General features: G+C 45.2%; 10 protein-coding genes and 1 pseudogene. 2 read left to right on the top strand and 9 right to left on the bottom strand.

The window, feature by feature from the left end; translation table 11 throughout:
* The first annotated feature begins 3 nt into the window (after positions 1-3).
* A complete protein-coding gene (locus QUB35_RS31770; RefSeq protein ID WP_333145805.1) occupies positions 4-2,697 on the top strand; it encodes a phospholipase D-like domain-containing anti-phage protein in 2,694 nt (897 codons plus the stop codon).
* A 484-nt stretch (positions 2,698-3,181) separates the two neighbouring features.
* On the opposite strand, the gene QUB35_RS31765 is transcribed toward QUB35_RS31770, so the two are convergent.
* The 3 genes and pseudogenes from QUB35_RS31765 to QUB35_RS31755 all read right to left on the bottom strand — a co-directional run.
* A complete protein-coding gene (locus QUB35_RS31765) occupies positions 3,182-3,682 on the bottom strand; it encodes a hypothetical protein (RefSeq protein WP_333145803.1) in 501 nt (166 codons plus the stop codon).
* Between the two features lie 206 nt (positions 3,683-3,888).
* Positions 3,889-4,140 carry a hypothetical protein gene (locus tag QUB35_RS31760; protein ID WP_333145801.1) on the bottom strand — a complete coding sequence of 84 codons (252 nt, stop codon included), beginning with the start codon at positions 4,138-4,140 and terminating at the stop codon, positions 3,889-3,891.
* Between the two features lie 267 nt (positions 4,141-4,407).
* A pseudogene (locus QUB35_RS31755) lies at positions 4,408-4,545 on the bottom strand (type I restriction enzyme endonuclease domain-containing protein); the annotation flags it as partial.
* 50 nt (positions 4,546-4,595) lie between these two features.
* Here QUB35_RS31755 and QUB35_RS31750 point away from each other — a divergent pair.
* Positions 4,596-4,919 carry a hypothetical protein gene (locus QUB35_RS31750; RefSeq protein ID WP_333145799.1) on the top strand — a complete coding sequence of 108 codons (324 nt, stop codon included), beginning with the start codon at positions 4,596-4,598 and terminating at the stop codon, positions 4,917-4,919.
* A 66-nt stretch (positions 4,920-4,985) separates the two neighbouring features.
* Here QUB35_RS31750 and QUB35_RS31745 read toward each other — a convergent pair whose 3' ends face one another.
* The 6 genes from QUB35_RS31745 to QUB35_RS31720 form a co-directional block, all read right to left on the bottom strand.
* Positions 4,986-8,123: a type I restriction endonuclease subunit R gene (locus QUB35_RS31745; RefSeq protein ID WP_333145797.1), complete on the bottom strand. Its 3,138-nt coding sequence runs from the start codon at positions 8,121-8,123 to the stop codon at positions 4,986-4,988.
* A gap of 64 nt (positions 8,124-8,187) precedes the next feature.
* Positions 8,188-8,946 (bottom strand): abortive infection family protein, encoded by a 759-nt coding sequence (locus tag QUB35_RS31740; protein ID WP_333145795.1) that lies wholly within the window; start codon positions 8,944-8,946, stop codon positions 8,188-8,190.
* Between the two features lies 1 nt (position 8,947).
* Entirely contained in the window at positions 8,948-10,315 is a 1,368-nt protein-coding gene (locus QUB35_RS31735) for a restriction endonuclease subunit S (RefSeq protein ID WP_333145793.1), read from the bottom strand.
* Positions 10,305-11,933, bottom strand: coding sequence for a class I SAM-dependent DNA methyltransferase (locus tag QUB35_RS31730; protein ID WP_333145790.1), 1,629 nt, complete (start codon positions 11,931-11,933; stop codon positions 10,305-10,307). Before QUB35_RS31730 ends, QUB35_RS31735 begins: the two co-directional genes overlap by 11 nt.
* 1,719 nt (positions 11,934-13,652) lie before the next feature.
* Positions 13,653-13,883: a hypothetical protein gene (locus QUB35_RS31725; RefSeq protein ID WP_333145788.1), complete on the bottom strand. Its 231-nt coding sequence runs from the start codon at positions 13,881-13,883 to the stop codon at positions 13,653-13,655.
* A 4-nt stretch (positions 13,884-13,887) separates the two neighbouring features.
* Positions 13,888-14,040: a hypothetical protein gene (locus tag QUB35_RS31720; RefSeq protein WP_333145786.1), complete on the bottom strand. Its 153-nt coding sequence runs from the start codon at positions 14,038-14,040 to the stop codon at positions 13,888-13,890.
* Positions 14,041-15,261 lie beyond the last annotated feature (1,221 nt).

The raw sequence follows: 15,261 nt of genomic DNA, 5'->3' as shown, positions 1-15,261 counted from the left end.
AAAATGGGGATTCAAAGGTTTTCTTCGCGGCGAACACAACTAGATCAATCCTTCCTTAATCAAAGATTACAGGGAGCAAAATCTTACGATCGCATAGCCGGATACTTCAGTTCTTCAATGCTGGAAGTGGCAGGAGAAGCCCTAGAAAGCATCACAGGACTAATTCGCATTGCCTGTAATTCGGACTTAGATATACGCGATGTAGAAACCGCTAAATCTGCCAACTTTGCTATCCGCCGCGAGTGGTGTGCATCCCAACCAGAAAAAATCAATTACTATAGCAAGTCGCGCTTTGCCCGTCTTTACGAGTTTCTGCGCTCTGGTAAAATGCAGGTAAAAGTCCTTCCCCTAGAAAAATTTGGTTTAGTACACGGTAAAGCTGGGGTAATTACCCTTACCAATGGCAACCAAACCTCATTTATTGGCAGCACCAACGAAACCTATCGAGCTTGGAAATTAAATTACGAACTACTTTGGGAAGATGATTCCCCAGAAGCTATCCAATGGGTACAAGAAGAATTTGATGCCCTCTGGAATAGTCCCTTTGCTTGCAATCTCTGTGATTTTGTCGTAGAAGATATTGGTCGTCTCGTCAAGCGTACAGTAATTCCCAGCGTTGATATTTGGCGAAAACAACCAGAAGCAGCCGCCCCGATTCTTGAAACACCTGTTTACCGTCAAGAATACGGACTTTGGGAACATCAAAAATACTTTGTCAATTTAACTTTTAATGCTCACCGCACTCCTGACGGTGCAAGATTTGTCTTAGCAGATATGGTGGGATTAGGTAAAACCATGCAGCTTGCCATGTCAGCAATGTTAATGGCACTTTACGGGGACAAACCCATACTAATTTTAGTTCCCAAACCTCTATTGTGGCAGTGGCAGGAAGAGATGAAAAACCTCCTAGATATGCCCTCAGCAATTTGGGATGGCAAGCGGTGGATAGATGAAAATGGCATTGAGTATCCCATAACCGGGGCTGCGGGGATTAAAAAATGTCCTCGCCAAATCGGACTTGTTTCCCAAGGGTTAATTACCAGTAAATCTGAGTCTGTAACATATCTCAAACAACTAACCTATGAGTGCGTGATAGTAGATGAGGCACACCGCGCCCGTCGCAAAAATCTTGCCCCTGATAAAGAACACGAAAAACCAGAACCTAATAACTTAATGGCATTTCTGTGCCAGATTTCTGCCCAAACCAAAAGCCTATTACTAGCAACAGCCACCCCAGTTCAGCTTTATCCTGTGGAAGCATGGGATTTACTGAATATACTTGCCCCCATAGAAAACGAGTCAGTATTGGGAAATATCTGGAGCCATTGGCGCAAAGCAGAAGAAGCACTCGCAGTTGTGACAGGTGAAAATAATTTACCTGAAGATGACCTAGATTTATGGAGTTGGATTCGCAATCCCTTACCGCCATCTTCAGAAGACCGAGATTTTGAAATGATTCGCCGTTCCCTAAAACTACCTGATAGCGAAGCAGTTGCTTCTGGAGATGCGTGGTCAAACCTAAAAAAACCTGACAAACGACGGGTAAAAGATTTAGGACGGAATTTTGCACAACAGCATAATCCCTTTATCCGTCACATTGTTAGACGAACAAGAGAATTTTTGGAAAACACTATTGACCCAGAGACAGGCGAACCTTACTTACAACCTGTGAAAGTAGAATTATTTGGTGAAGGGGACAAAGATGCTATTAGATTGCCTCCATATTTGAAAGAGGCTTATGAATTTGCTGAAGAATTTTGTCAGCTACTTGGTTCGAGGATGAAAGGAGCAGGATTCCTAAAAACATTATTACTGCGGCGCGTCGGTAGCACTATTTATGCTGGCATGAACACTGCCAAAAATATGCTTCAGGATTGGGATGATATTGAAGATGAAGACGATGGGGAAGAAGAAATTATTGAAGTAGAAAAACTTAAATCTTTGACCCTTGCTGAAAGAGAATCGCTTCAGGCATTTGTCAATGCTTTAGAAGCTAATCAAGAACGAGATCCTAAATATCAAGCTGTTGTAGAGATACTGTTGAGACGAGGTTGGCTAGAACAAGGCTGTATTATTTTCTCTCAATATTTTGACTCAATTTTTTGGTTGGCTAGTCAACTTTCTCAAGAACTTCTTCAGGAAGAACCAATTGGAATTTATGCGGGTGGACAAAAATCAGGAATCTTTCTAGGAGGCGTATTTAGCAAACAAAATCGAGAAGAATTAAAACAAATGGTGCGTCGGGGAGAGATGCGATTATTATTAGGAACTGATGCCGCTAGTGAAGGACTTAATCTCCAACGTCTTGGGACTTTAATTAATCTTGACTTACCTTGGAATCCGACAAGATTAGAACAGCGCAAGGGGAGAATCCAGCGCATTGGTCAGCTACGGAATACAGTTTATGTTTATAATATGCGCTACAAAGGGTCAGTAGAGGATCGCGTTCACGAATTGCTTTCCAATCGGTTGGCAGCGATTCATCAGATATTTGGACAGATTCCTGATGTTTTAGAAGACATCTGGATAGAGATTGCAATGGGAGAAATTGAACGGGCAAAACAAACTATTGATGTCGTCCCTAAACAACATCCTTTTGAAATTAAGTATCATAAACTCGAAAAGATTGCTTGGGAGTCCTGTACAGAAGTTTTGGACAGGAGCGATCGCCAAAAACATCTTTTACATGGATGGTAAAAGCTGAAAATTTCTATTAATACAGTTCTTCAGACGTTAACACTGCTTTTGAAATTCTGTCATCTCCCCACACCTCCTAAAACACCTCTGACACCACCCATCCACCCACTAAGCCGGAATCTTAAACCTTGCTCCACATTTTGTACATTCTCACAGCAACCGTAACCCATGCTTTTTGCACCCCTGCGTTTGCTGAAACTGCCACTCAATCTTGTGGCGAGGCGAGTGGGCATAAGAAAAAATAAGAAACTATAACCCATTAAAACTCGCTCCAACCCAGTCTCGCGTCGGTGGAGCGATCATCACTGCCACTTGACCATTCGAGCTAAAGATATTTCATCCTCATACCTAATTACATCGACAACTCTCTATACAAACGCAAAGCTTCCGCGATTGATTTGAACGCCGTGTGGTTTGACTCTGATGAGCGATCGAACTTCGCCGATGCTGAACAACCATTATTCAAAGTGATCGCCTTAAAATCTCATATTTTTTCAACCTTCCATCCAGCCTGACTCCCAACTTTGTCGGCTCGGATGAATGCAAAAGCGCCCCGCTTGAATCGATCGCCGCTGGGCTTAACTCCGATGAGCCCTCTAACTTCGGTTGTCGATAGAATCCAACCGGAGGCGATCGCCTGTTCCAACGCGGCGTAATGTTGCAGAGGGTCGCGAGTTGCTGCAATGTGTCGGGCGATCGCCTCAATGAGCTCAAGAAAGTTTTCTCTGTCTTGATTTATAGCTGTTGTGGCCGCAGGTTCGATCGCTTCTATTTTGAAAATTTCGGTGTGGCTACTCTCAAAATCAGATAGGGTGCCGCCAGATTTTAGATGCTGATTTAACTTGTCCAGTTGCTCTAATTGGTCACCGGATATCTTGCCTCGGGCTACTGGTTCGATCGATAAAGCTTTTATGCGATCGTACACAGATTGCTTGCTGCTTAGGTTGTAGCGCTCTTGCAGGCTTGCGATGGGGTAAGTTTCCATATGTCCAGTTTGTCCAGTTTGGTACTGGATAAATTGTAACTCTGATTAGTCCAGTGAGCGACTGGACAATTAACTGGACTAATATACAAGCTGCTTTTGTTAAGTTTTGTAACAAAAACGTGCTGAAGATAAGATTATGTTGTGTAGTTTATAAATATAGAACCGTTCTAAAAAACGCAATTTTTAGAACGGCTTTGCTGAGCTAGTTATTCAGCGTATTGTGAAAGCACTGAGCCCGCCAGTCTTTTTGCTGTCGGGCTAGAATTTGGATCTGTTAAAACTTTGCTAGCTAGTTTAGCTATAACTTCACCTGTTTGTCTTCCTGTTCCACGCGGATCGCGAGGTGCGTGTTGAGACAACGCTGAACCTGCTAGCTGCCTGGCTATGTTAGACGATAGCGGCTCGTTAAGAACTGTAGAAGCGAGTTTAGCCATCTCTTCACTTGTTTCTCTGGTCATTTTTCCTTTCTCTAAATGTACCTTTTCATAATAATTATGCTGCCTCATCACTGCCAGGGTTGATAACCGTATAGAGCGTTATAATGGCTAGTGTTGATAACCGTTAAGTATAAATACTATAAACAAAGATTTTTATAAGTTTTTGAGCATAGCGTCATACAAAACCCCCTTATTACGGGGGGTAAAAACGTCTTGCGAGACGTTTATAGAGCAGCGAACTTTAACTTGGATGGGAATTTTGATTACTGATTGGGACGCTATAGCGCTTTAGGAACGATTTGTCTCTATTTCAAACTCGGTGAAAACCTTTGCCTGCTCTAACACCAACTCGATCGCAAGAGCTTGCATATCGGGCGGATAGCCATATTGCCGCAATAAGCGTTTAACCATAACCTTCATTCTCGCTCGAACTCTTTCATTTCAATCCTTATCCTACTCAGCAGGAGTTTGAGGCTTTGGCGGAGATGGTAGGGGTTGAGGTTGAAAGGTTGTGGGAAATGCTGCCGCCAACAGGAAAGGGGATGAAGTGCGAACCGATTCGATTATGTGGTGCTTGTTATGCCCAGTCGCCTTGTCATCGGATTGAGTGGCAGTTTAAGTCTGTTTGGAAGTGCGTAGACTATAGCCTAGGCATCAGCCATCGCCATCAGCTTAAGCTTTTAGCTAAGTACCCGCAGTGTAAAGCACGATTCAAGATGCCTGCGCTGTGGGAGTATGGGAGATGTGATCGCTGTTCCTTACCGTTTAGTGAAATGGGGAAGCATCAAAAGACCGATTGAGCTTGCACTAACTTTAAAAAAGACTAACCGACTTAAATGGTAAGGTGCGATCGCACTAACTCAGTATTATGCAGCCCAGTCCTTAGAAAGAGTTTCAGCTTGGGCGATAACTATTAGGGTAGCTTTCTCTTGTTTATCGGGAGGGTAGCCATACTTTCGCAGTAGGCGTTTGACGATGGTGCGGATTTTGGCTCTGACGGTTTCCCTTTCCGTCCAGTCGATCGAGACGTTGCGGCGAACCGCTATGACTAACTCACGAGCGATCGCCTTCAGGGTTTCATCTCCTAGTACCTGAACTTCGCTGTCATTGACTTCTAAGGCATCATAGAAGGCGAGTTCATCTTCTGATAATCCTAATTTTTCTCCACGTAGGTTAGCTTCTCGGATTTCTTTAGCAAGCTCGATCAGTTCTTGTAGGACTTGAGCAGATTCGAGCGATCGGTTTTGATAGCGGCGGATGCTGTTTTCCAGCATTTCCGAGAAGGTGCGGGACTGTACGACATTACGACGCGATCGCACTTTGATTTCATCATTAAGCAGTTTTCGCAGCCGTTCCAGTGCCAGGTTCTTTTGGGGAATGCCACGCACTTCTTCGAGGAAATCGTCAGAGAGGATAGAAAGTTCGGGTTTTTCGAGTCCAGCGGTGGCGAAGATATCGATCACTAGATTAGAGGCAACCGCACGGGAGACAATTTGACGGATAGCCGCGTCCAGTTCCGCTTTGCTCTTGCCACCTTCGACGGTGTATTTGGAAAGGGTGGCTTTGATGGCTTGGAAAAAGCCGATTTCTTCGCGGATGGCGATCGCTTCCTCTTCAGTCGCACACAGGGCAAAGGCTTTGGAGAGTTCGGTTACGGCTTGAATGTAGCGCTGTACGCCGTTATCGTCCTGAAATTCGGGGCGTAAAATCCAGTCGGTGGCTTCGCGCAGGACGGTAAGGCGTTCTGGAGGAGTCCCTGTAAAAAAGTGGGAATAATCGAAACCATGAAAGATGGCGGCGACAATTTCGTATTTCTCCTGCATCAGGGCGACTGCTTGTTCGATAGGAATGCCAGTTTCACCGCGATCGCGTTCGGTATATTCTTTTAAGGCATCTTTCAAGTCTTGGGCAATGCCGAGGTAATCGACGACTAAACCCCCCGGTTTTGCGCCGAAAACACGATTCACACGGGCGATCGCTTGCATCAAATTATGCCCTTTCATGGGCTTGTCGATATACATGGTGTGCAAGCAAGGAGCATCAAAACCTGTCAGCCACATATCCCGGACAATTACAAGTTTAAGGGGGTCATTAGGATTGCGGAGGCGGTTGGCGATCGCATCTCGTCCTTTTTTGCTGCGGATGTGGGGTTGCAATGCTTCGGGATCGGCAGCACTGCCAGTCATTACAACTTTAAGTTCGCCTTCGTTGTCGTTGTTAGAGTGCCATTCGGGGCGAAGTTTGACCATTTGTTTATAAAGTTCCGCACAGATGCGACGACTCATGCAGACGATCATACCTTTGCCTTCCATTGCGGCGAGGCGATCGTCAAAGTGGTTGAGGATGTCTTGGGCGAGGAGTGCTAGGCGTTTTTCAGTGCCAAGCATTCCTTCCAACTGCGCCCATTTGCTTTTTAGCTCGTCTTTGGTGGTTTGTTCTTCGCCTTCTGTGACTTCTTCAAAGTCGGGGTCAATTTTGGGTTTCTCGCTCTCATCCAGGGCGATTTTGGCGAGACGGGCTTCATAATAAATTTTGACGGTGGCTCCATCTTCGACAGCGCGTTGGATGTCGTAGATATCGATGCAATCTCCAAAAATTTGCTTGGTACTGGCATCGGCTTTGTCTATTGGAGTGCCAGTAAAGCCGATGAAGGAGGCGTTGGGGAGGGCATCGCGCAGGTATTTGGCGAAACCGTAGGCGGTGTAGGCTCCCTCTTGTCCGGTTTCTTTGTCTTGGGTTTTGACGACTCGCGCTTTGAGTCCGTATTGCGATCGGTGGGCTTCATCGGCAATGAAGACGATATTACGCCGATCACTCAACATTTCATACTCACCGCCGCGTTCGTCTGGGGCGAATTTCTGAATCGTGGTGAAAATAACGCCGCCGGATGCTACCTGAAGTTTAGCTTTTAAGTCGCTGCGATCCTCTGCTTGGACGGGTTGCTGGCGCAGCAATTCTTGGCATTTGGAGAAGGTGGTGAGGAGTTGGTCGTCTAGGTCGTTGCGATCGGTTAAAACTACTAAGGTTGGGTTTGCCATTGCCGGATGCTGTACGATTTTTCCGGCGTAGAATGCCATTGACAGGCTTTTACCCGATCCTTGGGTATGCCAGATTACGCCTACTCGCTTGTCGCCTTCTGGGGATGTGGCTTTGACGGTTTCGGCTACAGCTTTGTTGACGGCGTGGTATTGGTGGTAGCCAGCCATTTTTTTAGTGATGGTGTCGCCATCGACTTCAAAGACGATGAAGAAGCGGATCAGGTCGAGGAAGCGGGTTTTCTCAAATACGCCGCGAATCACGACTTCCAGTTCTGGGGTGCTTTTGGGGGCGAGGTCGGTGTCGTCGATCGTGCGCCAAGGCATAAAGCGTTCGCGATCTGCGGTAATAGTACCAATACTGGCATAGATACCATCGGAGACGAGCAGGGCTTCGTTGTAGGTAAAGAGGCTGGGAATGTTGCGTTTGTACGTTTGCAGTTGGTTAAAGGCTTTATCAATATCGGCGTTTTCGTCGGCGGCGTTCTTCAGTTCGATGACGGCGAGGGGTAGCCCGTTGATGAATACGACGATATCGGGGCGATGGTTTTTGTGGTTTTCAATGACGGTAAACTGGTTAACGACGAGCCAATCGTTATTTTCGGGGTTTTTCCAGTCGATCAGCCATGCTTGGTCGTAGACAGTGCGATCGCCTCTCTGGTAAGAAACAGGTACGCCATCGGTGAGGAGGCGATGAAAGCGGCGGTTGTTCTCGAACAGGTTTTGGGTTTCGGAGCGCAGCACCTGTCGCACAACTTCATCAATAGTGGTAGAAGGGAGCTTAGGATTAATGTTAATCAGAGCAGAACTAAGACGGTTGGCTAAAATTACATCTGAATAAGTTTGCCGTCCACTGTCTAATTCACCAGGTATCAAACTTTTTCCATCTACTATCTCGTATTCAAGAGATTCAAACCATGCAAGAGTAGCTTGCTCTACAACAGATTCTCTAAAAGCAGTTGCTTGCATATTTTTTCCTTTTGTCTGCTAAAATTCAGTCAGTTGTTCCTGTCAAGTTTGATTCAGTAACTAGCTATGTTAATGAACTTTCAGAATCCTCTTCGTTTTCTTGAGATTCGTTTTTATTCTCAAACTCCGTAAGGAGATTGCAGTAAGCTTCTCGATCTAATGCAAATAAAATTTCACTAGGTCTATACCTCAATTCAAATATTTCTATCGCTTCATAGAAGTCATCCAGATACTCATTGAAAGTTTTTTTCTCTTCATATCTTATCCGTATGGATGAGGGAGATAGAATATTTCTTTTATGTGTTTTGAATAAAAAATTTACTATTGCATCGGCGGCTCTTGCAACTAGATGTATATGTGTACTCTCCAGTGTTTGAATAAAGTAAGCATCTTTCCCATGTGAAGCAAACCCGTTTGCATTACGAAGTTCACAGATGGCAAGGATAGTGTCATTCAATCCTCGCAGCATCTTTACTAAGCTCTCTTCTACCTTATTGGCTTCTCCATGTTCTTCTGGAGCAAGTTGTAGTTTTTTAGTCGTTATTTTTAGTAATTTTGGTAATTCTTTCTTTTCTTCTTTAGATGGTTCGTATCCTTTATCTTTAAGGATAGTAATACACACGCTCTCCACTAACGTTCTCGATAAATCAAGCGCCATACCAGGATCATTTTGGATTGCAAGCTCTAAAGATTCAATTTGTTTTTTTATATGTACTGCACCAGCAGAGATTTCGAGAATCTCCCTAGCTCCTTGCATTATGAAAGCTTGTGCAAGAGTATTACTGTCGCTAGATGGAGTGATTAAAGATTTAGAACTATCCATCTTATGCGTCTTCTCCTTCAATTTTAACTTCTATATTCTTCACGCGGATTTTGCCCGATAACAACTTGGGCAGTAGTGCATTGCGGATTGAGGTAAGAGTTTTATTTTTATAGAAATTATTAGCTACTTGTTGATGAATAGATTCTGCTTGTTCATTAAATGCTTCTAGAACCTGTTGCGATGGAACCAAAACTGGAATTGCACGGAAATTTTTCTTGCTAATTTCCATAAAAGTTGTTCCATTAGCGCGACCTTCGATAATGCCCATGTTGATTTGTGTCCATCTCAAAACGTAGTGATTTGATAGTTCTTGATCACAAACCATAGCGATATACCCCTGATTGATAGCTAATGGAACTTCTGCGATTGCCAAATATCCAATTGGTGCCCGTGAAGATAAAAGCACTGTTCCTTTTGGTAACAAACCGGAACTAATTTTCTGAAGTCCTTTTTCTGTAATGCGTCGTTCAGTATCAAGCAAAACTGGGCTAGAGAGCGAGGCTAAATCTTTTGGGGTTGACCAGTAAATTGTCCCACCTTCCCAATATTCAGCTTCACTGGTACTTGGGGTTGCCCCACCAACAGCTCTTACAACATCACCAATAGGCTTTACCTTCCAATTCTTCGGTATTTTGCCGATCGCCGAATTCTCAAACTCAGCAGGAAACAAAGCGGCGGTTTCTGCATCCATGCCTGCGGGTTGTCGTCCATCCATTTTGGCGCGGACAGGATCGAAGTCGATAAACCAGGATTTGAAGAGGGCGCGGGCGATCGCTTCTAGCGTGTGGTTCATCTGCTGGTTGAGTTCGATTTTGTCGTCGAGAGTGCCGAGGATGTGTGCGATCGCTTTCTGCTCATCAAGGTGTGGGACAACAAAAGGAAGGGACGATAAAATGGATGTGTTCAAGTTCGGCATAGTCGCCCCAATTGCGTGTCGAACAATCCAATCTCGAATACTCGGATGTCCTAGATAGTAAAAAGCATAGAGAGGGTTAACAATCCCTTTACCTAATCGAATACGCAAACAACCTGTTCCACAAAGCCATCCATCCTCTTCTTCCCGAATCAAAGCTCGACGCTCAACATCTCCACGTCTGCTGTAAACAATGTCGCCTGGTTTGACCAAATAACGGCTAAGCCTTTTCGCATCCTCTGCCGTAATTCTTGCAATATCAGTAGTATCTACCCGATTTTCCCCAATATTTTTGGGCATGATTGATGGAATCCCAACAGGCACATAGTCTGAAGCGTGAAGCTGACTACCGAAAGGGCCTGTTTGAATATCTCCACCACCACGTTTACAAGCTTCACTAAGTGTTACTGTCTCCCAGTAGTTAGGTAATGAATGAAAGAGAGGCTCAACTTCCATATCCTAAACCTCTGAAGTTGTCTCGAATCGCCTTCTCCAACCGTGCCGACTCCTTAAACTGCTTCTCCAACTTCTGCGTCAACCGCTGCATCTTCTCATCAAACGGCTCATCGTCATCTTCCGCTTCTTCCGCGCCCACATAGCGCCCCGGTGTCAACACATACCCATGCGACTTAATCTCCGTCAACGTCGCACTCTTACAGAACCCCGGCACATCTTGATATGTGCCTGCTCCTGGTTCCCCTCGCCACGCATGATAACTTGCCGCAATTCGGGCGATTTCCTCCTCCGTTAACTCCCGATGAGTCCGATCGACCAGATAGCCCAATTTCCGGACATCAATAAACAGCGTCTCATCCCGCCGATCCCTCAAAGCTGTAAAGCCCTTTGCCCCCACAACCCCTTTCTTATTGCGCGTCACAAACCACAAACAAGCCGGAATCTGCGTCGTGTAAAACAACTGCCCCGGCAGCGCAATCATGCAATCCACCAAATCCGCCTCAACGATCGCCTTGCGGATCTCCCCTTCCCCCGACTGGGTAGAACTCATCGAACCATTCGCCAACACAAACCCCGCAATCCCATTGGGTGCCAGGTGATGGATGATATGCTGCACCCAGCCATAGTTAGCGTTACCCTTCGGCGGCGTGCCATGCTGCCAGCGCACATCATCCGCGAGTAAACCATTCCACCAATCGCTAATGTTAAACGGCGGATTGGCCAGAATGTAGTCCGCCTTCAAGTCCTTATGCAGATTATTGGTGAAACTATCGGCTTGCCTGTCCCCAATATTGCCATCAATCCCCCGAATCGCCAGGTTCATCAAACACAGTCGCCGCGTCGTTGGGTTCGATTCCTGCCCATAAATTGCAATATCGCCCTTGCGTCCCCCGTGCGCCTCGACAAACTTCTCCGACTGCACAAACATTCCGCCGGAACCGCAGCAGGGGTCATAAATCCGCCCCTTATACGGCTCGATCATCTCTACTAGCAGCTTCACCACCGACTGCGGCGTGTAGAACTCTCCACCGCCCTTGCCTTCCTTCTCTGCAAACTGACCCAAGAAATACTCGTATACCCGTCCCAGAATGTCCTTCGATCGGCTGGCGCTATCTCCCAAGCCAATCTTGCTAATTAGGTCGATTAGTTCTCCCAACCGCTGCTTATCCAGATCCGGTCGGGCATACTGCATCGGCAATACTCCCTTGAGTTTTGGGTTTTCCTTCTCGATCCCTAGCATCGCCTCATCGATCAGCTTGCCAATCGTCGGTTGCTTCGCGTTCGCCTGAATATGCGACCACCGCGCCTCCTTCGGCACCCAAAACACATTCATCCCCAAATACTCATCCCGATCTTCCGGGTCGGTGTATTCCGTCTCCTGCCGCGCTTCCAGGTCATCGTAGAGTTCTTGGAACGCATCAGAGATGTACTTGAGGAAAATCAGCCCCAAAGCAACGTGCTTATATTCGGCAGAATCCATGTGACCGCGCATTTTATCTGCGGTCGCCCATAGGGTTTGCTCAAACCCTAGATTTGCGCCATTGCCGTTTTTCCCGTTCGTCTCGTTTTTCTTGGTTCGTGCCACGCCGATCTCATCCTTAAACCAACTAGCAATCACAACTACATCTAGTCTTGCTAGTTAAGCACTACCTAGCTTAACAGAGAGCGATCGCTGAAAATTCTTTAAATTTTCGCTTAAGCGTTCCCGCACGCGATCGCCCCAAAAAGGAACCACCGCCTGCCCCTGAGAAAATGCTTCTAAAGCTATTTTCTTACGGAATGTGGGTTATTTCGGAAATCTTAGCGGTGTGAGCACCGATCGCCCGTTCCCTTCTCTTTGCGTGTTTTGTAGTGGTCGAGTAGCGTTCCTTCCCTATGTTATTGAACGCTTGCAACAAGTCCCAGAGGCAGTGGAAATATAACAATATTTTGTCAGACTTACCGTATAGGTTCTTAGTAAGATAAAAAGATTAATTTGTAATACAAATATCAAAATAGTCTTACTTTATGTCTTACTTATTGCGTAAGACGCAGCGTAAAACACCCCGGAAAGACCCAACTAAAACAAACACTATAGCTTCGGTACAGTAGGCAGAACACCAAAACCATAACTACTGATTAGTACCACATTTGCTCAGGTTGACGCTTCAGCTAAACCAGCAAAACTCCCGATTTATAACGGTTTCGCTAATATCTGGGAGTCTATTAACACCAACTAAAACTAAGTAAATAACTAAATGCCCTGGCTAGATTTGTGCAGGAGTTAGTTGACTAACACTTGAGTAACGCCTGTAATTGGGCTTTACCCCCTTGTTTGCACCTTGCAGATTTTTCTGGAAAGTGGCAGGGGAAACACGGGTTAGCGCGATCGAGTGCAAGTTTAGTATCAAAACAGCAAGCTCATAAATAAGAGAGCCGCTGCTTGGACAAACCTGTAGCGATTGGCGATCGCTTCAGTTGGTGCGATCGCAAGAGTTGGAATTAAAGCTTATCCGATAGTAGTTCTGGCAGCAACTATAGCTGAACTTGCATGAACATTCATGCTTAATACAACCACTAAGAGTCAATATTCAGGTTATCCGTTGGAATACTGCATCGAAAAGTATTTTTTGAGTTTGCTAAGTCTGTTAAAACTGCGAGGGCGATCGTTCGCCTAATTGAATTTTTGTTCAATACCGATCGTGTTGTGGCTCTACAATAGAAACGCTCCTCTTTATTTGAGAAGTTTTTTATATTTTGGTATAAATATATCTCTGAACATTGCTTGCTATCGCTCATCCCTGCTTTTTTCCTTAGTTTCCCAGCTTGCATTATTTTGCATAAATTTGCATTATTTTGCATTATTTTGAGTTTTTAGTTGAAAATACTGCTTCGACTTCAGGTAATAATTCAAGCTGAGTTTGCATAGTTTTACTCAAAAAAACTCACAAGAACTCAAATTTATGCAAATTTATGCAAAAAAAATCATGGAAACTCAGTCTCAAAAAGTTAATTTTGAGGTTTTTTCGTGTCCCGGTACACTTAAGACTTATTTAACAATTTAACAGCAAACTCTGCACTTCCAATTCAAATAATTACAGTTTCTTTTGAATGTTGACAGTTGCGAGAGCAGTTGTCCAGTTGTACTCGAATAAGTAATGAGGCCCAGCTTCAGACGACGCGCGATTCTGTTCTGTAATGAGATTGCGTGAGCGCTCCGGCTGAGTTCAAAGCAATGGAGTCGGATGGGTTTATTTCGTCTATGCGCCTGTAGAAGCGATCGCTCCTCCGCTTACTGTCCAAGTGCGATCGTATTGAATGGGAATCGGTACCGAATATCACATCAATATCTGCGGGTTCATAGAGTAACGAGCCTGTTTTCAAGTTCGCTAACCGCCAAACGCTGTTCCCGCACTCGACCTACTCTCAGCGCATCAATCAGGCTAAGCAAGGTGTAAAGTTCTGGATCGTTTTTAGCAGCTTGGGGGACTGAACGGTACAGAGGCGCGAGCGCCTGCCCTCTGACGACACCTTGAGGGTCAGGCCAGACATAAACCTCAGACGGTGAGGCAATTAGCTTGCTTTTCAACGGTTCAGCAGAATGCGCCGTTGGCAGTCCTTGACTTAAATTTAATGTTCGGCGCTCGTTGAAGGGCGTGAGCTATTTCGGGAGTACAGCGATCGCTTGTGCTGAATTGCGGTTGTAGGAGCGAGCGATTTGCGATCGCACCATCCATTTCATTCACTCGGCTGCAACTTTTCTCGCATCTGTATAAATATATCGTTCAACATTGCTATTGCTACCACCCAATCCTGCTTTTTGTGCAAGCTTCCTATAGCGGGGATTGCCCACGACAGCAGTCAAGGGGAGAATCGTTTTTGGGTGTAATGGCGGTAGCCTCGACTTCAGCAAGCAAAAGGTATTTTCTTATAGCTGTATAATATTCAGCTTGAATCGTAGTACAAATAGCTACAATTGTCATTAAAGCTTAAAAAAGTATTAAACCCGACCTTGCGGTTAGGCTTCCGTAAAAGGAGGGGACATTATTTCTCTTTCTGCACGTAAAAGTCAGGTTTGTGATCACAAAACCATTGCTTGCTACCGAGAGAGAACAACTATAACCAGTCCCAACAGGTTATGGCACGAACAGCACAAAAAGGCAGTAATTTGACCTAAAAATTCAGGCGTTTGCAGGATATTTTCAGGTAAATACAGGTAGAGTGCAGTCCCTGCAAATGCCTGCACTTGCCTGACTTTATACTGCACTTGCCTGACTTTATACTGCAAATGCCTGACTTTAGCTGACGCAACAATTAGCTAATTTTTTAGCGTTTTTAATAACAAGTGGATTGAATTAATAGTCAAGTTGCTGCATCTGGATTGAATTAATAGTCAAGTTGCTGCATCTGGATTGAATTAATAGTCAAGTTGTTGCATCTGGATTGATTTAATAGTCAAGTTGTTGCATCTGGATTGAATTAATAGTCAAGTTGTTGCATCTGGATTGAATTACAGCAAGCGTATCTTTTCGCTTGGTCACTCAACTCAAAACCTGGACGCACCTTTGCTTTCAATCTGCTTGTCACCCCGTCAACACCCTCCCAGGTGGATTCCACCTGATTATTGATTCGGTACTGAGACTCAGAATCACGCCTTCAACGAATTCTTTGACTTGCTCGCTCGCTTGCCGCTTCTCGCGTTTAGAGGGTGTAATTTCAGGAAGTTGATAGGCGGCCACCAGTCGCTGATTTAGGCGGCCAATTCCTCCCGCAACTCCCGTTTGCAAGCGAAGCAGCCGGCTGATGTCGATGATTGCGAGGAAATCGTTCGTCCGATAGCCAGCCTAACGCGATCGCCTTGACACCTAGGATTCCCCATTCATAAGGGTGCATCGTTTTTGTTTCTGCACGTAAAAGTCTGGTTTGTGATCACAAAAACATTGCTTGCTACTAACAAAGAACAGCCA

Source organism: Microcoleus sp. B13-B6, from assembly GCF_036705405.1.
Taxonomy (GTDB): Bacteria; Cyanobacteriota; Cyanobacteriia; order Cyanobacteriales; family Microcoleaceae; genus Microcoleus.
This window is presented reverse-complemented; position numbering and strand designations above follow the sequence as displayed.